Here is a 17,590-nt window from a genome sequence, read left to right on the forward strand (position 1 = left end):
AACGGCCCGATGCCATACTGGGGTTGTGCAATCAACATCCGTGGCCCCGTAGAAGAAAGTCTAGGCTCCCCGTCGAGGTGTCCCGTCAGAAGCGTCTATTTACTCACACAGAGCGTACTGCACGACGTATTCGGGGACTCGTTTGTCCGCCGAGAGGGAAACATCGTACAGCCCAAACGAACCTACGTAGAGTCACGCAGACACAGGCTCGGACAACAGTCAGGTGTCTATTTCGGGGATCGTCTTGTCCGTCCGACCCAAACCCCTCATGAACCGAACGAAGTGCAGAAACGTCGCTCACAATGACGCGAATGAACCCTCACGGCCGTCTCTCGGGACCGCGGAAGAGCGTCACCGTCCCGAACGTCCGCCGTTCGTAGAGAGGTAACTGTGCAACCATCCGAGTACAACCGCGGCTACCAGAATGGCCGCCAGGAACGTATCGAACCGACTATCCGACCGCCATAGCCGGACGCACTCCCGGCCAACGCGTATCGGGTTCATCGTTCCTCAAAGTCGTCTCGGTGGTTGTAATCCGGCCTGACCCTCACCACGTTGCTCTGATTCAAGATGTCAAGCAAATCCTCGAACTCCCGGTACAACTCCTGGACCTGTGCTCGGAGTAGACCGATACTCACGGTGTTCTCCTCGGCCTGTTCCGACGCCCTATGTGCCCGTGAGAGTGCCTTCTCCAATCCCTCGAACTGTTCAGTATCCGTGTCGGCAAGCTGTTGTACCGCCTCTTGAACCGATATTTCGTCTTCCGTCGACGGATAGACCACGGTCACATCTTCTCCGTCGATCTCCGCCAGTGCCGCCTCAATCGCCGCTTCGGTACTGCCGGCCCCCTCCGCCTCACCAGCGGATTCGACCGTCTCGCTGCCCGTCGGTTCGTCCATGTCTTCAGGCTTCGACAGGCTCATGCTCTCACATCCATGACGACGGTTTCCTCACAGTGCGGACAATCCAGTTGTTCGCGGCGGCTCTCCCGGTACACATCGAAGATACGACGGAGTAACTCGGCTCGGCTGACCGACAGCCTTCGAGCTTCGGCTTCGAGGAACTCGTGCATATTCTGGTCGACCTTCGCGGATACGGGGGTATCCCCAAAGCACCGTGCCATACCCACAGCTTGAGCTTGGAAACCAAAGTATTCATTGGTTGTATTACTGAGTAATCAGAGAATACTGCCGGTTACTGGGTGAAACGCTTTTGTCTACCGAACCAATAGCTCCGCTAAGCGGCTGATAGAAAGTACCGGGGGAGAAGGGCTGTGACAAGCTAACCTTCTTTTCCCGTGACTATCAGCCTGTCGCCGTGAAACCGGGTAGGTCGTAGGACTGTCCGCTAACTTGCGGGCCAACCCGAAAGGGGAACGGGATAACGGGCCAAGCGTCTCCACTAGAGGGCGTAATATAGCATCCCGTCGTAGACGGAGACCACACGGTCGGAGGCGAAGACGGGATGGAACCACGGAAGTGACCGTCGGTCCACACGGTCCAAGGGAACGGAGTAGGGGATGCCTCGAATAACAATGCGGTAATAGAACGGAAGTGATGGAACTAATGGGCTACTGGGTCACCTACGACGACTTCGAGACGAACGGGGAACAGCCGTTCCGGTACAAGCACTTCGATTCGTGGGGCGGGGCGTGGGTATTCAAACAGAGCAAGGAGCGGATCGGGCTATCGCCGCGGGTGTTCGAGGCCAACGAGTGTGCCACCGACGCCTGTACGACCGACACCGACTGGGGGAGAGAACACTGCCGTGAGTGTGTTTAGAGCGGCCATACGGCCCGCTCCCTACGTCTACAAAGATCGAAAAGAACGGTAAGGTCAGTCGTCGGCTTCGACTTCCCCCGGGAGCATAGACCGGGTTCCGTCCGTCGGGGGCCATTCGTAGTTGCCTTCCCGACGATCCCGTTCGATCCGCTGCTCAAACATCGCTTCGAGCTGCTCACACGTTTCGACGGCTTGCCGGACGACTTGGAATTCATCCGGGTCAAGGACGCCAGCGTCGATATGAGAAATGGAACTCCGGGCGGAGTAGACCCGGCGAAGCGCCCCCTCAACGTGCTTCATGTTGTCGTACTTCTTTTCACTCATCGGTTGACACCCGAGTTTCCTCGTCATGGACTGGCAGGATCTCGTCGTCGTTGTCCGACGCGAGCCGTAGACGGGCGGCATCACGAAGCCATCCATCAATATCGTTAGTCCATCGCGTTTCGCTGGCAGCCGCTTCGACCGCTGCATACTCCTCGGGAGTGAGTTCGACAGTGACAGTGGGCATTACTCCGCACCTCCGTTGTTGAACTCGGCCGACCAAGCAATTGGGATTGAGTATCTCTTGAACGATGCGCCGGATTCATGCCCGCTGAGGCGGGTAGAGTTTCTTGCGGCCATAGCTCGGTCGCACGGTCGAGGGCGTTCCAGCGCCCCGGCCACCTTCTGCGGTGTGCCGTCCCGTGCGTAGTCCCCACTACCGGAGGCCGGTGTCTTATAGGTTAGGATATGTAGCAACTATGAGGACACAGGACAAGTTGAAGTGGTCGGGTGAGGAAATACTACCATGCCTCCGAATCCACAAGCGGTTATGGCGAAGCAACGGGCGTTGCTGACGACGACGGAACGTGAACAATTAGCCGGCGAGCATGGGGATCAGCGCCGATATGAGGCCACATCCCGCGTCCGCCGACGGATTAAGGATGAGCTTACGACGGATATTGAGCTTCTTGAAAAACATCACCCTGGCTTGCTCAACGAACTCCGTGACGTTGTTTGTGAGTCGAGAGGCGATAGGGACTCAACAGACGATGTTTGAATATCAGTTCGAAGACATCCCGCGTCCTTGGAGGCTGAAGGAATACAACAAACACGGATACGCTACGGTAGCTAATCCCCTTGACAACGCGTATATTAAAGTTGACTTTCGGGACGGGTTTCGCGTGCAGCTTTACCAACAAGATGAAGATACAGGTGAGTGGGAATTACTACGCGATGAACACCCGGAGGAAAATAGCGAGGCCGAAGATATTATGCGGGAAATGATGAATAAAGACTGTTGGGCCGGGGTTAACGAACAGCTTGCAGAGTTGATTAGGAACATCGACGACTCCGACCAATAACCTCCGTTCCTGAACAGGCTGCCCGTAACGCTATAGTTTTAAGACACCTGATGGGTGTCCATGACGGTGGGTTGCTACGTCCGGGTATCGACGGCCGATCAGAACCTTGACCGGCAGCTAGAAGCGACGAGCGAATACGCAACCGACGAACTCGGCACGGGCTTGGCGAACGTCGAAACTTACCGTGATAAGTCGACGGGGACGGACACGGACCGGAGCGGCTACCGGCAGTTAATGAACGACGTGGAGGCCGGCGAGATCGGGACCGTTGTCGTTCACGATACGACTCGACTTACTCGGTCCCTGCAAGACCTAGATCGAACGGTAGAGCGGATTACCGAGGCCGGTGGGGAACTTCATTTCGTCCGTGATAACCTACCGCCGTTCTCGGGTGACGATGACCCGATGGCTCGGCTCATGTTGCAGATGCTCGGGGCGTTTGCGGAGTGGGAAGCTCGGGTCAAACAGAGGAACACCCGTGAGGGGATCGCGGCTCGACGTGCCGACGACGACGAGTATCACCACGGCCCCGCACCCCTTGGTTTCGAGAAGGACGACGGTCATTTGATTGAGGGCGACGACTATCACCAGGTGGTCGCGGTACTCGACATGGTACAGAAAGGGGAGCTGTCGAAGCGAAAAGCGGCAGCCCGTTTAGACTGTGGACGGGCGACTGTTTCCCGGGCGCTTGACCGAGCGGAGCTGTACGGAATATAGTGCGTTAGAAGGTCAGAAGATTACCAATATACAGAGACAACCCAATGATGCAAAGAGTGAGGATATACCGTACCAAAATATGTTGTTAGCTTTGGAAATGCGTTTAGCGTTGTCATCGCCCCATGCAAGATACGCAATAGCCATTTCTTTTTGATAATCGCTTGTGCTAATCTCGCCTCTAATCGCGTCGTATGCGTTACGACTACTTGGACCGATATGTTCGGGTTGAGATATTTTATACGAATATGCAAAGAAGAACAAACTGAGTAGTAGCGGAAGTAGCGGAACCAATACCTCTCGACCGGTTTCAAAAAATCCAAACTGGGTATTTCCAAATTGGAACAGACCTACATAAACAGACCCAAAAAGCAATACAATCTTTATCATATCGACCGATTTGTGAAGCAATTCCCTGTTCCAATCAAGCCCACGCTCAAAACTTCGTATTGCTTCTTGATTCAATTCCTCCCAAAATTCCGATTCAGGTATCTCTGACTTTTTTGTTGCTCTAAGTAATTCCTCAATTCCAACTGACCCCTCCTGGTCTTCCATGACAGCTGTTACTCTGCGTGAATTTGTAAAATCTGGTACGTCAGACCTTGATGCAATTGCAGTCTGGTGAACCCGTTCTACTGGGTAAGTGAAGCCCGCTATTGACTCCTTTAAGTCTATTTGCGGCTATCCGACTGAAACCACGTTCGCGGCAAACGAGTCCCGTCAGTAGGGACGTATGCGAAGTTTCTGACCCTTAGAATCGACTCTGACGGTTGGGGAGAGGTAGCTACAGGCCGTCGAGATAGTCCCGCCTGGCGTCCATCTTCTCCCGGTCCGTCATTTGGTTGTAGTGCTTTTCCAGCACGTCTGGCGATACGTCGCATCGGTCGCTAATCACGGCCTTCGGGACTTCCTCGCGAGAAAGATAGGTCAGGTACCCACGTCGAACGTCATGGGCCGACACCGACGACGGGCATTTGCTGGCTATGTCGCTATCGTTCGCGGCGGGGCATTCGTCCGGGTCTTTGTCGTGTGGACACCCGCCGTCGTAGATGCAAGGACGAGTGAGCCGGTAGATCGTTCGCTGCATAGTTGTATTCGACGGCCGTCCGTGGGCGGTGGTAAGGAGCGGGTCACGTCCGTGGTCGTCTCTCACGTCGACGCGATTGTGGCTCAGATAGGCGTCAATAACCTCTCGCGTCCCTCCAGCGAGTCCAACGACCCGTTCACCGTTTCGTCCGTTCTTGATTGGCGTATCCGTCTCTGGACGATGTTTGAAAGAGACACACGGCTCCTCTGCGTCATAATCCCGAACGTCGAGACTACGAATCGCGCCGATCCGCGCTCCGGTTTCCCACGTCAGTAGCATCATCGCATGGTCCCGTGAGGCGTATCGGTACTTTTCGAGGAACCGAAGAATATCCTCTGCGGCCCCTGATTCGAGATAACGGGTTCGGGCGCGTTCTCCGTCCGGTATCTCAATCCGTTCGGGAAGCTCGGGTTCGACAGCATCAACCGACCGTGCCCACCGGAGGAACATCCTGACCGACGAGAGGCGGGAAATCAGGGTCAGTTTTGCAACGTCCCGTGCGGTTTTGAGCCGGTACCGGTGTAGGTCCATCCCGTCAAGCTCGTACAACTGCTGTATGCCCTCGCGTTCGCACCACTCGACAAACAGGCCGACGCGGGACCTGATTGACCGGATCGTTGATTCGCGTACTTCTGGTTCTCGGACGGCGACGTACATCTCCAGAGCCTCGGAAGGCTCTAGTTCGTTGAATTCGTTGTCTGTCATGGGGTGTTCCCTCTTGCTCACAACCCCATTCGACCGCGGGCCGGTGGGGGGTCCTTCGCGGACGACGACACGAACACCGACAAGCCGGATGTAGACGGGAGTGCCGCGAGCGAGTCAGCGGTGCGCCGCAGCGCTCGGGGTTCGTATCGTCGTCCACGAAGGACCGCCACTCCGGGCCGCGGTCGATGGCGTCCTCGTCGACGACGAGGCCACACTCGTTGCAGACGGTCTCGGTGTCGGTACTCCGCAGGCGTCCCTCGCACTCGGGACAGGACTGGTGTGTCGTCGCGCTCATCACATGTGTGGATTGGTCTCGATGGTACTTGAAAAAGGAGCAGTATGGAGTGAAACGAAGCCGGGAGAGGTGCGACAGCGTACCGGTAACCGGTACGTTGGCCGGTCAATAGAAGACGATATCAGCTATTTGAGTCCGCTCAAAGCACGAACAGCAGAGCGAATTCCGGGATTTCTGGACGCCGAGGGTATCACCAGCAGGTCCACAATGCAGCCAAAATCAGCAGAAATCAGCTATCTTCGGTGTCTGAGTTGACTCCTTCGAAGAACTCCATAACATCGCTTCGGGATTCGAATTCAACAACTTCAAATACTGGTTGCGGTGGTCCAGAAGCTCCGCCAAGAAAAAGCATCCCGGCACCAATGTGTTCTGAGTTAATATCTTTAATATCATTTACCTTTTGTCTTTTTGAATCGCCACGGTAGGAGTACTCTACAGCGTAATTCCCCGGTTTGGGCTCCCACTCGTTATTGATGAATACGATATCCTCGCTGTCCTCGTATGAGGGATTATCTTGGTCTGCATCCTGGAAACTTGGAATTCGGTTATAATTTTGATTGAATACCTTGCTCCCCGAACGCAGAACTGTGACGTCCAAATCAACACTTTGAGTGCTACCATTATGTATACGCAGAAACCAAAGACGGCGATTCGCCTCTTGCAGAACCGTATTGCAACCTCCAAGGACGATCGTCCCTCCTGCGGCCGATTTTCGCAATAGCTCTCTTCTCTTCATACGTAACGTATAGTTATTCGTATGGTATTCCGTGGATGATAAATATAATTTCATCTATTCTAATATTTAGCATCCGGATGAATCTGAAGTAGCGGGCTTGAGCACGCACTGGTTTACTGTTCACCTATCTTGCTCTCAGTCCACCTGTCGCCACCGATTCGAGGAGGACTCCTCGACGTGGACCGTGGCTGACCGACACTCGACCGTGGTAGCGGACGGACGTTGGTTGGTCAGAACGCACCGGTGATCGGTACGCTTCAGGGGGCGGTTCGGATCCCATGCTTTCGCTCCTGCGAAGGTTTAACTAAAGTGCGGCACCATTGCTCGTGTATGGGCCTGTCGGAGATCGCTGCGGGACTGGAGGTGACGGCCGAGCAGCGGGACCGCGGGGTCGCCACGGCCGACGAGACCGGCGGCTCGCTGGCCGACCGGCTGGCACCTTTCGCCGACGAGTTGCCCTGCAAGCCGGCGGACGTGGCGTCGCTGGTGGAGGCCTACGCCGAGGGCGCGAGCGTCGGCCGGGCCGCCGCCGTGGCGGGGTTGCCGCGGACGAGGGCCGCCAAGACGCTGTACCTGCTCGGCGAGCCGGTCGACCCACTCTCGCCGACTGCGCGGCGGGTCGTCGACGACTGGCTCGCGGGCGAGGTCTCCCGCACGGAGGCGAAGACGCTCGCAAGCGTCGGTGAATCGGAGTTCGCACTCGGCGTCTACGTCGCAACGCACGACCCGATAGAGGGCGCCGAGGCAGTGGTGGCAGACGCGCTGGCCGTCGAGGACGCCGCCGACCCGCTCCGGGACGCCAGGAGTAGCTTCGACGACCTCGTCTGAGCGCTCCCGAGCGACTACAGCGACAGTTTCCCGCGGAGACCGTCGCCGGCGTCCGGGTCGACGCTGAGGTCCATCGTTGCTGCGAGGACGCCGCCGACCTCTTTGCGGGCGGCCGTGTCGTCCGTGACGGCCGGTGGTTCGCTTTCGAGGGTCGGGACGGTCGCGTCGGCCTCCGGGTGGCCGTCCGTGTGGGTCACGACGGCGGCCGTCGTCTCGACGCCGAGATCCAACAGTCGGTCGTGCGCCCTGGGGATTGCGTCCGACGCGCGGGCGGCGTCGGCGACGACGGCGACGGCGTCGGCGGCTGTCGTCGCTGCGACGGCCTGGTTTGCCGCGACCGGCGGGACGTCGAGGAGGACGTGGTCGAACGCGCGGACGCCCTCCGCGATGCGGTCCTCGAATGATTCGGCTGCCTCGGGCGTCTTCGCGCGGGCGAGGCGCTCGAACGGTGCCCTCGCCGGACAGACCGCGAGCCGACCGGCGCCTTCGAGGCGCCGGTCCTGGAGCCCGGTCTCCAGGGGCGCGTCGTCGAGACACAGTGCGGTCATGTCGGGGTCGATGCGGCCGGGCGTCAGGTCGGCCAGCCCCTGGGTGGCGTAGGCGGCGTCCAGCACCGCGACGTCGCGGCCGTTTCGGGCCAGCAGGGTCGCGCTCTCCAGGGTCAGTCGGGTGGTACCGACGCCACCGGCGGCACCGACGAAGGCGAGCGTGTCGGTCGTCACACCTTGGTTTCGCTCGCTATCGTTGAAAAATATGACGGGGTCAGCCCTGGTCGTTCGTGACGATAGCGTCGGCGATGTCGTCGAGTTCATCCTCGGAGAGATCCGGTAGCGTCCGGACGATGGAGTGGACCGCTCCGCCGCCGTCGCCCTCGAAACGGGGGACGAGGTGACCGTGGACGTGCGGCACCTCCTGGCCGGCGGCCTCCCCGTCGTTCATACCGACGTTGAGTCCGTCGGCGTCGACGGCGGCCTCGACGGCGGGCCCCAGACGGCCCAGCGCCTCGAAGACGGCGTCGCGGTCCCCGTCCGGCATGTCCGCGACGCGTTCGTGGTGGTTCTTCGGGATGACGAGCGTGTGTCCGCGGGACAGTGGGGTCGCGTCCAGAAACGCCTGGACGTTCTCGTCCTCGTAGACGGTCCGGGAGGGAACCTCCCCGTCGACGATGCCACAGAAGATGCAGTCCTCGCTCATGTGTGGACGAACGAGCGGCCGTACCAAGAATCTAGGGCGGGGCACCGAGCGTCTCGAGCGCCTCGCCGATGGCTCGCTGGTAGCCGGCGTCGTCGTAGCCGAGGCGCGGAATCCAGATGTCGCGGTAGGATGGGTGCAAGAGCGGCAGTATCGGCGGTAGCGGCTCCGTTTCGATGGGTTCCAGCACGGCCTCGACGAAGCCATCGAGCGACCGGTCGGTCGCCGCGAGCAGCGACTCGGTGGCGTGACGCCCGGTAGCGACGACACACGCCGGGTCGACCGTCTCCAGTTCCTCGAACAGATAGGGCCGGCAGTTGGCGCGCTCCTCGGAGGTGGGTTCGCGGTTCGAGCCCTCTCCGTCGCTCGGAAAGCACTTGACGGCGTTGGTGAAGTAGAGGTCGTCGGGGTCGTAGCCGAGCGACTCGAAGCGCCCGCGGATACGGCGGCCGCTGTGTCGAGCGGTGTAGGCCATCCCGGTGTGGTTGCCGCCCTGCCAGCGGTCGGCCCCGGGGTCGCCGGCGCCGGGCGCCTCGCCGACGACGACGAGCGTGGCGTCCAGCGAGCCGACGCCCCACGAGATGCACGTCCGGGAAGCGGCCAGTTCCGGGCAGCGCCGACAGTCCGCCGCCAGCGGGTTCCGGTCGTCGGGATCCGGGAACGGGGGCACGGTCGAGGGTTCGTGCGCCAGCGACCTCGTTCTTCCGCCCCGACCGATATAATCGAGATAATATACCATATAGCTGTATAGGCAGTATTAGCCGAACCCTTACTTACCCGAAGCCTCTCCAGTCGTATGCGAATGAGTGACATACCCTCGGAACGGAGCGTCGAAGGGACCAACGACCACCCGAAGTCCCCGCTGGACACCGATCGGTACGCACACCTCTCGCTGGACGACGACGCCGTCGTCATCTACGACCGCGAAGAGCCCGATACCTGGGTCCAGTCGGATTTCGTCGTCGAGATCGGCGTGTAGACTGTTTCAGGCCACCTACTCGACGAGCGGCAGGACCGCGCCGAAGACGATGGGGACGACGAATCCGACCGCGACGCCGAGTATCTCCATGCCGAGGAGTGCCTGCTCGACGGCCGCGGGCATCGACGGGAGAACGGCGTGTCCGGCCAGTTCGCCGATCACGCCGAGTGCGAACAGCGCGACGCCGGCCAGGAAGCCGGTCTTTGCGATTCGGGCGTAGTCGAAGTTTCGGGAGCGTCGCTGATGGCTCATGGGCGCGCTTTCCGTCTGTCGAGTGAAAGCCTTCCGGTCCCTCCTCGGTCGAAACGCATATAGCCGCGAGTGGCGCAGTGGAGCCATGCGAGAACTCCTCGTTTCGGCGGTCGAACTCCTGGCGTACCTCCTCACCACCGCGGTGCTCGCGGTCGCCGGGGCCTTCGCCGAACTCACGAGTCTCACGTACGTTTCGGCCGGGAACACCAAGTTCGCCGTCTGGCTGGCCGTCGTCGGCGCCGTCGCGCTGTATGCGGCCTTCTCGGTCGGGACCGAGAGGCTACTGCCCCGACTGCAGTCGCTCCGGGGCTGAACTCAGTTCCTGGTCGGCTTCGAGTCGCCGGTCGTCGTCGCGTCGTCGGGCGGTTCGTGCCCCTCGACGGCCTTGGCCACGTCGGTGTCCTTCGGGGTGTCGACGTGCCAGCGGTCGACCGCCGTCTGGTAGTCCGCTAGCTTGTTCGACGTCCGTATCTTCAGGTCGTCGTCGTTGACGTTCACCTCGAAGACGTAGTCGTCCGTGTCGGCCCGGCGGAGGTTCGCGCTGACGAGTTCGTTGTCGAAGTAGTACGGCGACACCTGCGTCATGACGTTCTTGTAGACGCTGCCCTCGACCTTCCGGACGGCCTTCCGGGTGGCCGAATCCGCCGCGCGGGCGACGTAGTTGATCGACTTCCGCCACTCGTCGACGGCCTCCTTCGGCTTCTCGAGGTTCTCGTAGGAGTCGGCGAGCTTCTCGCCGGCCGTCTTGAGGTCCTCGTCAGGGGCCTTGCCGGCCTGCTCGCCCTCCCCCTCCGAGATGCTCGCCTGCTCTGCGGTCTTGCGGTTGACGTCCTCCCGGAGCCGCTCGTCAGCCTTCGGTCGCCACTCGTCCCACTCGTCCAGCGCCGCCTCGTCGACGCCGACTCCCTCGTCGGCGATGTCCTTGAGCGCCCGGGTGATCCGCTCTCCGTGTTCGACCACGTCGACCCAGCTCCCCCGTATCTCGAAGCCGGAAACACTCTCTTCGACCTCCATTTACAGGAGATTGGTGGGCGAGCACCTTACCTCTTGTCGCTGCCTCGGCGGGTGACGCCGTCGGGACGACAACTGATTTTAAGCGGCCGGCGCCCGCGTCTCCGATATGCCGATCGAGGACCGCGACGACGCCCACGTCATCACGCACGCGCTGGCGAAGCACACCCTCTCGGAGCTCCGGTCGGTCGAGACCGATCAGGTGGCGTTCCGCGACGGCCTGGTAGAGCTGGGCCGGCTCTGCGGGTTCGAGATAATCGACGGGATGATGGAAACGGAGTACGTTTCCATCACGACGCCGCTGGCGGAGACCACCGGCGAGGTCGTCAAAGGGCTCGACGACGTCGTCATCGTCAACGTCCTCCGGGCGGCGACGCCGTTCGTCGAGGGGCTCGTCGAGGCGTTCCCCCACGCCAGACAGGGCGTCATCTCCGCCGGGCGAAACGAGGAGGCCGGCATGAACGACGAGGGGCAGTTCCCCATCACCGTCGACTACGTGAAGCTCCCCGAGATAAACGACGAGGACACCGTCATTGTCGCCGATCCGATGCTCGCCACCGGCAGCACGATGGTGGCGGTGCTGGAGGAGGTCCTCGAGATGGGCGACCCCGAGCGGCTGGTCGTCCTGTCGGCGGTCAGCGCCCCGCCGGGGCTGGTCCGTGTCGACGAGGCGTTCCCGAAGGCCGACGTCATCACCGTCAGCGTCGACGAACGCCTCGACGAGGACGGCTACATCGTCCCCGGCGTCGGCGATGCCGGCGACCGCGCGTTCGGTACCTGACCCGGCCGCCCGAACCCGCCGTTTCCGGTCGAGATACGGCCGACGAGTTCCGAAATCGGCCTCCATACGAACCGGCGAAGACCCCTCCGCTTCACATGGAGGTGTCTGCCCGCCTGCGGTTTCGTTCCTGTCGAAGCGTCAGACGCACGACGGACGCCTCTAGTCGATGGTCGCGCGGCCGCCGGTCGCACTCCGGAGCCTATCCCGGACCGCTTCGGCGCCCGCGACTGGAGCGCGGATTTCGAAGGTGACCTCGGCCTCGTATGCGGCCTCGAATGCGACGCCCTCGCTCTCGAGGACGCTCCGGACGGTCCCCGAATCGTCGTAGGCGACGGTGACGACGAACGTCTCGTGGGGGCGCCGCCGGACGATCTCGGCTGCCGCGAGGGCGTCGGTCGCCGCCGTCGAGTAGGCCTGAACGAGCCCCCCGACGCCGAGTTCCGTCCCGCCGTAATACCGGGTGACGACGACGGCGACGTCCTCCAGTTCGCGGCCCGAGAGCACCGACAGCACCGGCTGGCCCGCGCTCCCCGAGGGCTCGCCGTCGTCGTCGGCGTACTCCCGGAACGGGTCGGCGCGGACGCGGTAGGCCACCGCGTTGTGGGTGGCGTCAGGGTGGTCTGCCTCGACACCCTCGATGAATGTCTCGGCGCCAGCGACGTCATCGACGGGTTCGGCGTGGCCGACGAACTCCGAGCCCTGGACGGTAAAGCGGCTCCGTCCGCCCGTCTCGAGCGTCCTGTAGGTGTCGTCGGGCACGCCTGCCGCTGGGGTTGCCGAGGATAAACCCGTTTCGCGTCGGCCGGGTCGGCTACCGAGGTTTATACGTCCCGCCGGCGTACCGCGAGTGAATGGAGCCCACGACCCTCGTGACGTTCCTGGTGGCGGGGGCCGCCAGCCTCTTCATGGCGTGGGCCATCGGCGCCGGCTCCTCGGGATCGACGCCCTTCGCACCCGCCGTCGGCGCCAACGCCATCTCGGTGATGCGGGCGGGCTTCTTCGTCGGCGTGCTCGGCGTCCTCGGCGCGACGCTGCAGGGTGCGAACGTCACCGAGGCGGTCGGCCGCGAACTCGTCGTCGGGACGACGCTGTCGCCCGGCGCCGCCATCGCCGCCCTCTCCATCGCGGCGGCGCTGGTCGCCGTCGGCGTGTTCACCGGCTACCCCATCGCCACCGCCTTCACCGTCACCGGCGCCGTCGTCGGCGCCGGACTGGCCCTCGGCGGCGACCCCGCCTGGAACAAGTACTACGAGATACTCGGCGTGTGGACGCTGACGCCGTTCGTCGGCAGCGGCGTCGCCTACGGCACCGCGAAACTCCTCCGGCACGAGTCGGTGCCCGAGCGGGCGGCGATACCGGCGCTTGCGGGTCTCGTCGGTGCCATCCTCGCAAACGTCGAGTTCGTCCTCCTCGGGCCGCCCGGCGGTACCGGGACCATCGCCTCGACGCTCGGCGGCGACGCCCTCGTCGGGCGGGCGGCGGTCACCCTGGCTTTCGCCGCCGCGGCCGCCGCCGCGCTGGCCGCCGACATGCGGAGCGACGAGGCGGCCGGCCAGCGGCACTTCCTGCTCGCGTTGGGCGCGCTTGTGGCCTTCTCGGCCGGCGGCAGCCAGGTGGGACTGGCGCTCGGGCCGCTGTTGCCGCTTTTCGACACGACGAGCGTCGAGATACCGCTGACGGCACTCCTCTTCGGCGGCGGCGTCGGTCTCCTGCTCGGCTCGTGGACCGCCGCCCCCCGGATGATAAAGGCCATCTCGCAGGACTACTCCTCGCTTGGCCCCCGGCGCTCGATCGCCGCGCTCATCCCCTCGTTCGCCATCGCCCAGACCGCCATCTTCCTCGGCGTGCCCATCTCGTTCAACGAGATCATCGTCTCGGCGGTCATCGGTGCCGGCGCCTCGGCGGGTACCGGCGGTATCAGCGCCGGCAAGATGGGCTACACCGTGCTGGCGTGGGTGGGGTCGCTCGTCGGCGCCGGCGTGCTCGGCTACGGCGTCTACACCGCCGTGAGCGCGGTACTGTAGGTCTTCGTCCCCGTCGTCCCACGTCGCCGGGGCGTCCCGAGACGCCTGGCTGCACGCGGCAGTCAGGACTCCTCGTTGACCGGTTCCGTCTCGGGGGCGGCCTCGTACTCGTCGGTCTTGACCAGTCGGGCCTTCATGATGCGCGTGTTCTCGACGCGCTCGACGTAGATGTCGAGGCCGTCGTACTCGATGGTCTCGCCCTCCTCGACGAGACGGCCCGCGCGGTTGAAGATGAACCCCGCCAGCGTCTCGAACTCCTCGCCCTCGGGGATGTCGACGTCCAGCGTCTCGTTGACCTCGTCGATGTTGACCTCGCCCTTGAGGATGGCCGTCCGGTCGTCGACGATTTCGATGGGTTCCTCCTCGCCGGACTGGAGTATCTCGCCGACGATCTCCTCGGTGATGTCCTCCATCGTCACGATGCCCTCGGTCGTCCCGAACTCGTCGATGACGATGACCATGTGCATCCGGTTTTCGCGCATCTCCGCCAGCAGGTCGTCGACGTTCTTCGACTCGGGGACGTGCAGCGTCTCCCGGATGAGGTCCTCGAGTTCGACGTCGTCCCGTTCGCCGTAGGTGTAATCGCGGATCAGATCGGAGATGTGGACGACGCCGAGAACGTTGTCGAGGCTGCCGTCGTAGACCGGCAGCCGGGTGTGGTTCGACTGCACGCAGGCCTGGATCGCCTCGTCGATGCTGGCGTCCTTCGAGACCGCCTCCATGTCGAGCCGCGGCGTCATGATCTCCTTTGCGATGGTGTTCGTAAATCGGAAGATGCGCTGGAGCATCTCGCGTTCGTCCTCTTCGAGGACCCCCGCGCGCTCGCCGGTCTCGATGATGTCGCGTATCTCCTCGCGGGTGACGTAGGTGGACTCGATCTCGCTGCGGCCGCCGGTGACGCGGTTGACCTGCCGGGTCAGGTAATCGAAGGTAACGATCAGCGGCAACAGGACGTACTCCGAGAGCTTCAGCGGCCGGGCGATGCGGAGCGCCCACGACTCGGTGTTCTCGACGGCGTAGGACTTCGGCGCGCTCTCGCCGAACAGCAGCACCAGGGCGGTGATGCCGAACGTGGCGACGAAGACGGCGATCGACTGGGAGACGTAGATGGCCAAAAGCCCCGTCGCTATCGAGGACATGGCGATGTTGACGATGTTGTTGCCGACGAGGATCGTCACGAGCAGCCGGTGGGGGTCGTCCTTGAGGTCCGCCAGCGTCCCCGCACCGGGGATGTTGTCGGCGACCATCGAGTCGATCCGGTGGGGCGGCAGCGAGAACATCGCTATCTCCGACGAGGAGAAGAACGCCGACAGCCCCAGCAGGACGAGGATCGTCACGCTCCCGAGCGCGGCGATGGCCGCGTCGCTGATCGGGAGTTCTGACGGTCCGGCGCCGGTCTGCATCACCGCTACCGGAAGCGACCACGCGAGAGAGCCCATCTGAACGTGCGGGTTTCTCCGGGACCGGGATTAAGGCTTGTCATCACCGACGACCCCGTGCACCGCCGGCGGACGAGGGCGACACGCTTAGGCGGCGCCCGACCGTACCGCTGCCCATGACCGACACCGAATCCGCCCCGGCGATAACCCTGTACCGACTCCAGGCGTGTCCGTTCTGCGAACGCGTCGTCCGCACGCTCGACGACCTCGACCTGGAGTACCGCTCGCGGTTCGTCGAGGCCCGACACTCCCGCCGGGACGTCGTAAAGCGGCTGACCGGCGCCCGGACGGTCCCGGCCATCGTCGACGAGACGACCGGCGTGACGATGAGCGAGAGCGCGAACATTGTGAAGTACCTCGAGACGACCTACGGCGACGGCGGCGTCGACCCCGTCCACGTCACCGCCAGCGCCGCGGGTGATGCCGAATGAACCTCGGCTTCGACGTGGTCGAACTCGGTCCCGCGGACGCCCCCGAGGTCGGCGAGACGGCGCCCGACTTCACCCGCCCGCTGGTCGACGACGAGTACTGGGAGGACGTCGCGCTGTCGGATCTGACCGACGACGGCCCCGTCGTCCTCGTCTTTCACACGATGGACGGCGACTTCCCGGCGACCTACATCTGGCAGGAGATCCGCGACCGCGGCTGGGACGCCTACGACGCCGAAATCGTCGGCTGCTCCATCTCGACGCCCTACGAGCACTCCCGCTTTCTCGAGGAGTGGGACCTGGAGGCGTTCCGGCTCTTCTCGGACCCGGCGAACGGCGTCGCCGAGGCCTACGGCATCGCTCACGACCTCGACGGCATGACCGGCATCGCCGAACCCCGGCCGGCCGTCTTCGTCCTCGACGGCGACCGCACCATCCGGGCCTCGTGGGTGGCGACCGAGTGGCCCGAGTTCCCGCCGTACGGCGACCTCGAGGACGCGATCGAGTCGCTGTGACCGTGACCGACGACGACCTCCGGGAGGCGGTCGCCGCCCTCCGGCGCGGCGATCTCGTCGTCTACCCCACCGAGACGATCTACGGCCTCGGCGCCGACGCCCTCGACCCCGAAGCGATCGAGCGCGTCTTCGAGGCGAAGGGTCGTCCCCGCGACAAACCGCTCTCGATGGCGCTGCCCGACGCCGCGGTCGCGGCCGACTACGCACGCGTCTCGGCGCGCGAACGGGCCTTCTGCGACCGCTTCCTTCCCGGTCCCGTTACGGTCCTGCTGGAACGGACCGACCGGGTACCCGACGCTCTGGTCGCCGGCCGAAATCGGGTCGGCATCCGGGTCCCGGACCACGACCTCGCGCGCGACCTCGCGCGGCGAGTCGGGCCGATAACCGCCACGAGCGCGAACCGGAGCGGGGCGCCCAGCGCACGCCGGGTCGAGGAAATCGACGCCTCGATACGCGACGCTGCGGTCGTCCTCGACGGGGGCGAGACGCCCGGCACCGAGAGCACGGTCGTGAACGTCGCGGCGGACGAAATCGTCCGTCGAGGCGCGCTGGCCGACGACATCGAGGCGTGGCTGGCGGAGAACTAAGGGTCCCGGACGCTCAGTCGCCCTCCGCGGCGACCGGAACGGACTCCGACGTCTCCGACGGGTCCTCGCTGGCGGCCTCAGTAGTCTCGTGTTCGGCCTGCCGCCAGACCGTCATGCCCACGACCAGAGCGATGACGACGTCGTAGTAGACGCCGCCCGGGGCCACGCGGAACGCCGTCGCGGAACTGTACACGTACAGTCCGACCGCCAGCGCGCCGACCGCGAGGCTCCGGTCGGGCGAACGCTCCCGGAGGGCGACGGCGGCGTCCGCGAGCAGCGGCTTCCCGGTGAAAAGCAGGACGATGCCCGAGAGCAACGCGAGGTTGACGAAGAAGTGGGTGGCGAACGCCGACTCCAGGGCCCGCTCCAGCAGCGCGACGACCCGGGGATCGTACGGCCAGAAGGCGAAACGGGTCGGGTACACCACCGCGGCGTACGGCACCAGTGCCATCAGCCCGGCGAGCAGTCCGGTGGCGAGACGGGCCTCCCGCCACTGGTCGGCCCGGCGGTTCCGGAACGCCTCGTCGGTCGTCTCGACGGGATAGCCGAGATCCGACAGCGCCGACCGGATATCGGCAGCCGTCAGCCGTTCGGGGTCGTAGTCGACCCTGGCCGTGCCGTGGCGGTGGCTGGCGGTGACGTTGCTCACCCCCTCCCGGCTCAGCAGGACGCGCTCGACGAGTCCCGCACAGGTCCGGCAGTCCAGCCCCGTCAACTCGAAGACGCTGTGGTCGTCCGACTCCCCGACCGTCGAGGTTGCGACCGACTCCGCCGCGGCCTCGTGGACGTCGCCCGCCGCGAGTCCGTCGATCCCCTCGACGGCCCGCTCTACGTCGCGCCGACACCCGCCCGCGTCGTGGCCTTCGGATGTGTCCGTTCCCATCTCCGTTCCTC

General features: G+C 63.5%; 27 protein-coding genes and 1 pseudogene. 12 read left to right on the forward strand and 16 right to left on the reverse strand.

All coding sequences use genetic code 11. From position 1 onward, the window contains the following. Nucleotides 1-500: 500 nt before the first annotated feature. Entirely contained in the window at nt 501-923 is a 423-nt protein-coding gene (locus NLF94_RS02520) for a hypothetical protein (protein WP_254839884.1), read from the reverse strand. After that, the gene (locus NLF94_RS02525) at nt 920-1,072 is read right to left on the reverse strand and encodes a hypothetical protein (protein ID WP_254839885.1); all 153 of its coding nucleotides are present in this window, start codon (nt 1,070-1,072) and stop codon (nt 920-922) included. Before NLF94_RS02525 ends, NLF94_RS02520 begins: the two co-directional genes overlap by 4 nt. Nucleotides 1,073-1,556: 484 nt before the next feature. Between NLF94_RS02525 and NLF94_RS02530 the strand changes: the two genes are divergently transcribed. Then, nucleotides 1,557-1,781: a hypothetical protein gene (locus NLF94_RS02530; protein WP_254839886.1), complete on the forward strand. Its 225-nt coding sequence runs from the start codon at nt 1,557-1,559 to the stop codon at nt 1,779-1,781. Nucleotides 1,782-1,835: 54 nt separating this feature from the next. On the opposite strand, the gene NLF94_RS02535 is transcribed toward NLF94_RS02530, so the two are convergent. Together NLF94_RS02535 and NLF94_RS02540 are read right to left on the reverse strand one after the other, a co-directional pair. Next, entirely contained in the window at nt 1,836-2,105 is a 270-nt protein-coding gene (locus NLF94_RS02535; protein ID WP_254839887.1) for a hypothetical protein, read from the reverse strand. Further along, on the reverse strand, nt 2,098-2,289 hold the full coding sequence (locus NLF94_RS02540; protein ID WP_254839888.1) for a hypothetical protein: 192 nt from the start codon (nt 2,287-2,289) through the stop codon (nt 2,098-2,100). The genes NLF94_RS02535 and NLF94_RS02540 overlap by 8 nt, the downstream gene beginning before the upstream one ends. A 303-nt stretch (nt 2,290-2,592) precedes the next feature. Between NLF94_RS02540 and NLF94_RS20885 the strand changes: the two genes are divergently transcribed. Genes NLF94_RS20885 through NLF94_RS02550 form a run of 3 tightly spaced genes read left to right on the forward strand, consistent with a single transcriptional unit; the run spans nt 2,593 to nt 3,841 of the window. After that, nucleotides 2,593-2,820 (forward strand): hypothetical protein, encoded by a 228-nt coding sequence (locus tag NLF94_RS20885; protein WP_350355862.1) that lies wholly within the window; start codon nt 2,593-2,595, stop codon nt 2,818-2,820. After that, nucleotides 2,723-3,124: a hypothetical protein gene (locus NLF94_RS02545; protein ID WP_254839889.1), complete on the forward strand. Its 402-nt coding sequence runs from the start codon at nt 2,723-2,725 to the stop codon at nt 3,122-3,124. The genes NLF94_RS20885 and NLF94_RS02545 overlap by 98 nt, the downstream gene beginning before the upstream one ends. Nucleotides 3,125-3,184: 60 nt before the next feature. Next, nucleotides 3,185-3,841 (forward strand): recombinase family protein, encoded by a 657-nt coding sequence (locus tag NLF94_RS02550; protein WP_254839890.1) that lies wholly within the window; start codon nt 3,185-3,187, stop codon nt 3,839-3,841. Nucleotides 3,842-3,853: 12 nt separating this feature from the next. Here NLF94_RS02550 and NLF94_RS02555 read toward each other — a convergent pair whose 3' ends face one another. The 4 genes and pseudogenes from NLF94_RS02555 to NLF94_RS02570 all read right to left on the reverse strand — a co-directional run bounded on the left by NLF94_RS02555 (nt 3,854) and on the right by NLF94_RS02570 (nt 6,523). Further along, on the reverse strand, nt 3,854-4,393 hold the full coding sequence (locus NLF94_RS02555) for a hypothetical protein (RefSeq protein WP_254839891.1): 540 nt from the start codon (nt 4,391-4,393) through the stop codon (nt 3,854-3,856). Between the two features lie 229 nt (nt 4,394-4,622). Continuing rightward, a complete protein-coding gene (locus NLF94_RS02560) occupies nt 4,623-5,630 on the reverse strand; it encodes a tyrosine-type recombinase/integrase (protein ID WP_254839892.1) in 1,008 nt (335 codons plus the stop codon). A 94-nt stretch (nt 5,631-5,724) separates the two neighbouring features. Beyond that, a pseudogene (locus tag NLF94_RS02565) lies at nt 5,725-5,925 on the reverse strand (TFIIB-type zinc ribbon-containing protein); the annotation flags it as partial. A 229-nt stretch (nt 5,926-6,154) separates the two neighbouring features. Beyond that, nucleotides 6,155-6,523 (reverse strand): hypothetical protein, encoded by a 369-nt coding sequence (locus NLF94_RS02570; protein WP_254839893.1) that lies wholly within the window; start codon nt 6,521-6,523, stop codon nt 6,155-6,157. Nucleotides 6,524-6,991: 468 nt separating this feature from the next. Here NLF94_RS02570 and NLF94_RS02575 point away from each other — a divergent pair, with 468 nt between their 5' ends. Beyond that, nucleotides 6,992-7,489, forward strand: coding sequence for a DUF7858 family protein (locus NLF94_RS02575; protein ID WP_254839894.1), 498 nt, complete (start codon nt 6,992-6,994; stop codon nt 7,487-7,489). A gap of 14 nt (nt 7,490-7,503) precedes the next feature. On the opposite strand, the gene NLF94_RS02580 is transcribed toward NLF94_RS02575, so the two are convergent. Genes NLF94_RS02580 through NLF94_RS02590 form a run of 3 tightly spaced genes read right to left on the reverse strand, consistent with a single transcriptional unit; the run spans nt 7,504 to nt 9,350 of the window. Further along, on the reverse strand, nt 7,504-8,211 hold the full coding sequence (locus NLF94_RS02580; protein ID WP_254839895.1) for a ParA family protein: 708 nt from the start codon (nt 8,209-8,211) through the stop codon (nt 7,504-7,506). Nucleotides 8,212-8,251: 40 nt separating this feature from the next. After that, a complete protein-coding gene (locus NLF94_RS02585) occupies nt 8,252-8,683 on the reverse strand; it encodes an HIT family protein (protein WP_254839896.1) in 432 nt (143 codons plus the stop codon). Nucleotides 8,684-8,714: 31 nt separating this feature from the next. After that, entirely contained in the window at nt 8,715-9,350 is a 636-nt protein-coding gene (locus tag NLF94_RS02590) for a uracil-DNA glycosylase (RefSeq protein WP_254839897.1), read from the reverse strand. Nucleotides 9,351-9,482: 132 nt separating this feature from the next. Here NLF94_RS02590 and NLF94_RS02595 point away from each other — a divergent pair, with 132 nt between their 5' ends. Continuing rightward, on the forward strand, nt 9,483-9,659 hold the full coding sequence (locus tag NLF94_RS02595) for a DUF7331 family protein (protein ID WP_254839898.1): 177 nt from the start codon (nt 9,483-9,485) through the stop codon (nt 9,657-9,659). A gap of 15 nt (nt 9,660-9,674) precedes the next feature. Here NLF94_RS02595 and NLF94_RS02600 read toward each other — a convergent pair whose 3' ends face one another. Then, the gene (locus NLF94_RS02600; RefSeq protein WP_254839899.1) at nt 9,675-9,911 is read right to left on the reverse strand and encodes a DUF7860 family protein; all 237 of its coding nucleotides are present in this window, start codon (nt 9,909-9,911) and stop codon (nt 9,675-9,677) included. Between the two features lie 85 nt (nt 9,912-9,996). Here NLF94_RS02600 and NLF94_RS02605 point away from each other — a divergent pair, with 85 nt between their 5' ends. Beyond that, a complete protein-coding gene (locus NLF94_RS02605; protein WP_254839900.1) occupies nt 9,997-10,224 on the forward strand; it encodes a DUF8151 family protein in 228 nt (75 codons plus the stop codon). A gap of 2 nt (nt 10,225-10,226) precedes the next feature. On the opposite strand, the gene NLF94_RS02610 is transcribed toward NLF94_RS02605, so the two are convergent. Further along, nucleotides 10,227-10,925: a DUF5828 family protein gene (locus NLF94_RS02610; RefSeq protein WP_254839901.1), complete on the reverse strand. Its 699-nt coding sequence runs from the start codon at nt 10,923-10,925 to the stop codon at nt 10,227-10,229. A 106-nt stretch (nt 10,926-11,031) separates the two neighbouring features. On the opposite strand from NLF94_RS02610, the gene upp reads away from it, so the two are divergent. Beyond that, the gene (gene upp, locus NLF94_RS02615; RefSeq protein ID WP_254839902.1) at nt 11,032-11,703 is read left to right on the forward strand and encodes a uracil phosphoribosyltransferase; all 672 of its coding nucleotides are present in this window, start codon (nt 11,032-11,034) and stop codon (nt 11,701-11,703) included. A 159-nt stretch (nt 11,704-11,862) separates the two neighbouring features. On the opposite strand, the gene NLF94_RS02620 is transcribed toward upp, so the two are convergent. Further along, nucleotides 11,863-12,462 (reverse strand): IMPACT family protein, encoded by a 600-nt coding sequence (locus tag NLF94_RS02620; protein WP_254839903.1) that lies wholly within the window; start codon nt 12,460-12,462, stop codon nt 11,863-11,865. 92 nt (nt 12,463-12,554) lie between these two features. On the opposite strand from NLF94_RS02620, the gene NLF94_RS02625 reads away from it, so the two are divergent. Next, on the forward strand, nt 12,555-13,727 hold the full coding sequence (locus NLF94_RS02625) for an inorganic phosphate transporter (RefSeq protein WP_254839904.1): 1,173 nt from the start codon (nt 12,555-12,557) through the stop codon (nt 13,725-13,727). Between the two features lie 62 nt (nt 13,728-13,789). Here NLF94_RS02625 and NLF94_RS02630 read toward each other — a convergent pair whose 3' ends face one another. Then, nucleotides 13,790-15,130, reverse strand: coding sequence for a hemolysin family protein (locus tag NLF94_RS02630; RefSeq protein ID WP_254841392.1), 1,341 nt, complete (start codon nt 15,128-15,130; stop codon nt 13,790-13,792). A 152-nt stretch (nt 15,131-15,282) separates the two neighbouring features. On the opposite strand from NLF94_RS02630, the gene NLF94_RS02635 reads away from it, so the two are divergent. From NLF94_RS02635 to NLF94_RS02645, 3 genes are read left to right on the forward strand one after another with little or no spacing between them, the layout of a single operon-like run. Further along, nucleotides 15,283-15,597, forward strand: a complete 315-nt coding sequence (locus NLF94_RS02635; RefSeq protein WP_254839905.1) for a glutathione S-transferase N-terminal domain-containing protein — start codon at nt 15,283-15,285, stop codon at nt 15,595-15,597. Further along, nucleotides 15,594-16,109: a redoxin domain-containing protein gene (locus tag NLF94_RS02640; protein ID WP_254839906.1), complete on the forward strand. Its 516-nt coding sequence runs from the start codon at nt 15,594-15,596 to the stop codon at nt 16,107-16,109. The genes NLF94_RS02635 and NLF94_RS02640 overlap by 4 nt, the downstream gene beginning before the upstream one ends. Before the next feature lie 2 nt (nt 16,110-16,111). Continuing rightward, a complete protein-coding gene (locus NLF94_RS02645) occupies nt 16,112-16,696 on the forward strand; it encodes an L-threonylcarbamoyladenylate synthase (RefSeq protein WP_254839907.1) in 585 nt (194 codons plus the stop codon). A 13-nt stretch (nt 16,697-16,709) separates the two neighbouring features. Here NLF94_RS02645 and NLF94_RS02650 read toward each other — a convergent pair whose 3' ends face one another. Further along, the gene (locus NLF94_RS02650) at nt 16,710-17,579 is read right to left on the reverse strand and encodes a cation transporter (protein WP_254839908.1); all 870 of its coding nucleotides are present in this window, start codon (nt 17,577-17,579) and stop codon (nt 16,710-16,712) included. Nucleotides 17,580-17,590 lie beyond the last annotated feature (11 nt).

It is taken from the genome of Natronomonas marina (genome assembly GCF_024298905.1).
In the GTDB taxonomy this organism is placed as follows: Archaea; Halobacteriota; Halobacteria; order Halobacteriales; family Haloarculaceae; genus Natronomonas; species Natronomonas marina.

Coding starts and splice junctions, on each gene's coding strand:
- NLF94_RS02520 (WP_254839884.1), bottom strand. CDS start 923: ATGAGCCTGTCGAAGCCTGAAGACATGGACGAACCGACGGGCAGCGAG.
- NLF94_RS02525 (WP_254839885.1), bottom strand. CDS start 1,072: ATGCACGAGTTCCTCGAAGCCGAAGCTCGAAGGCTGTCGGTCAGCCGA.
- NLF94_RS02530 (WP_254839886.1), top strand. CDS start 1,557: ATGGAACTAATGGGCTACTGGGTCACCTACGACGACTTCGAGACGAAC.
- NLF94_RS02535 (WP_254839887.1), bottom strand. CDS start 2,105: ATGAGTGAAAAGAAGTACGACAACATGAAGCACGTTGAGGGGGCGCTT.
- NLF94_RS02540 (WP_254839888.1), bottom strand. CDS start 2,289: ATGCCCACTGTCACTGTCGAACTCACTCCCGAGGAGTATGCAGCGGTC.
- NLF94_RS20885 (WP_350355862.1), top strand. CDS start 2,593: ATGGCGAAGCAACGGGCGTTGCTGACGACGACGGAACGTGAACAATTA.
- NLF94_RS02550 (WP_254839890.1), top strand. CDS start 3,185: ATGACGGTGGGTTGCTACGTCCGGGTATCGACGGCCGATCAGAACCTT.
- NLF94_RS02555 (WP_254839891.1), bottom strand. CDS start 4,393: ATGGAAGACCAGGAGGGGTCAGTTGGAATTGAGGAATTACTTAGAGCA.
- NLF94_RS02560 (WP_254839892.1), bottom strand. CDS start 5,630: ATGACAGACAACGAATTCAACGAACTAGAGCCTTCCGAGGCTCTGGAG.
- NLF94_RS02575 (WP_254839894.1), top strand. CDS start 6,992: ATGGGCCTGTCGGAGATCGCTGCGGGACTGGAGGTGACGGCCGAGCAG.
- NLF94_RS02585 (WP_254839896.1), bottom strand. CDS start 8,683: ATGAGCGAGGACTGCATCTTCTGTGGCATCGTCGACGGGGAGGTTCCC.
- NLF94_RS02595 (WP_254839898.1), top strand. CDS start 9,483: ATGAGTGACATACCCTCGGAACGGAGCGTCGAAGGGACCAACGACCAC.
- NLF94_RS02600 (WP_254839899.1), bottom strand. CDS start 9,911: ATGAGCCATCAGCGACGCTCCCGAAACTTCGACTACGCCCGAATCGCA.
- NLF94_RS02605 (WP_254839900.1), top strand. CDS start 9,997: ATGCGAGAACTCCTCGTTTCGGCGGTCGAACTCCTGGCGTACCTCCTC.
- NLF94_RS02610 (WP_254839901.1), bottom strand. CDS start 10,925: ATGGAGGTCGAAGAGAGTGTTTCCGGCTTCGAGATACGGGGGAGCTGG.
- upp (WP_254839902.1), top strand. CDS start 11,032: ATGCCGATCGAGGACCGCGACGACGCCCACGTCATCACGCACGCGCTG.
- NLF94_RS02625 (WP_254839904.1), top strand. CDS start 12,555: ATGGAGCCCACGACCCTCGTGACGTTCCTGGTGGCGGGGGCCGCCAGC.
- NLF94_RS02630 (WP_254841392.1), bottom strand. CDS start 15,130: ATGCAGACCGGCGCCGGACCGTCAGAACTCCCGATCAGCGACGCGGCC.
- NLF94_RS02635 (WP_254839905.1), top strand. CDS start 15,283: ATGACCGACACCGAATCCGCCCCGGCGATAACCCTGTACCGACTCCAG.
- NLF94_RS02640 (WP_254839906.1), top strand. CDS start 15,594: ATGAACCTCGGCTTCGACGTGGTCGAACTCGGTCCCGCGGACGCCCCC.
- NLF94_RS02650 (WP_254839908.1), bottom strand. CDS start 17,579: ATGGGAACGGACACATCCGAAGGCCACGACGCGGGCGGGTGTCGGCGC.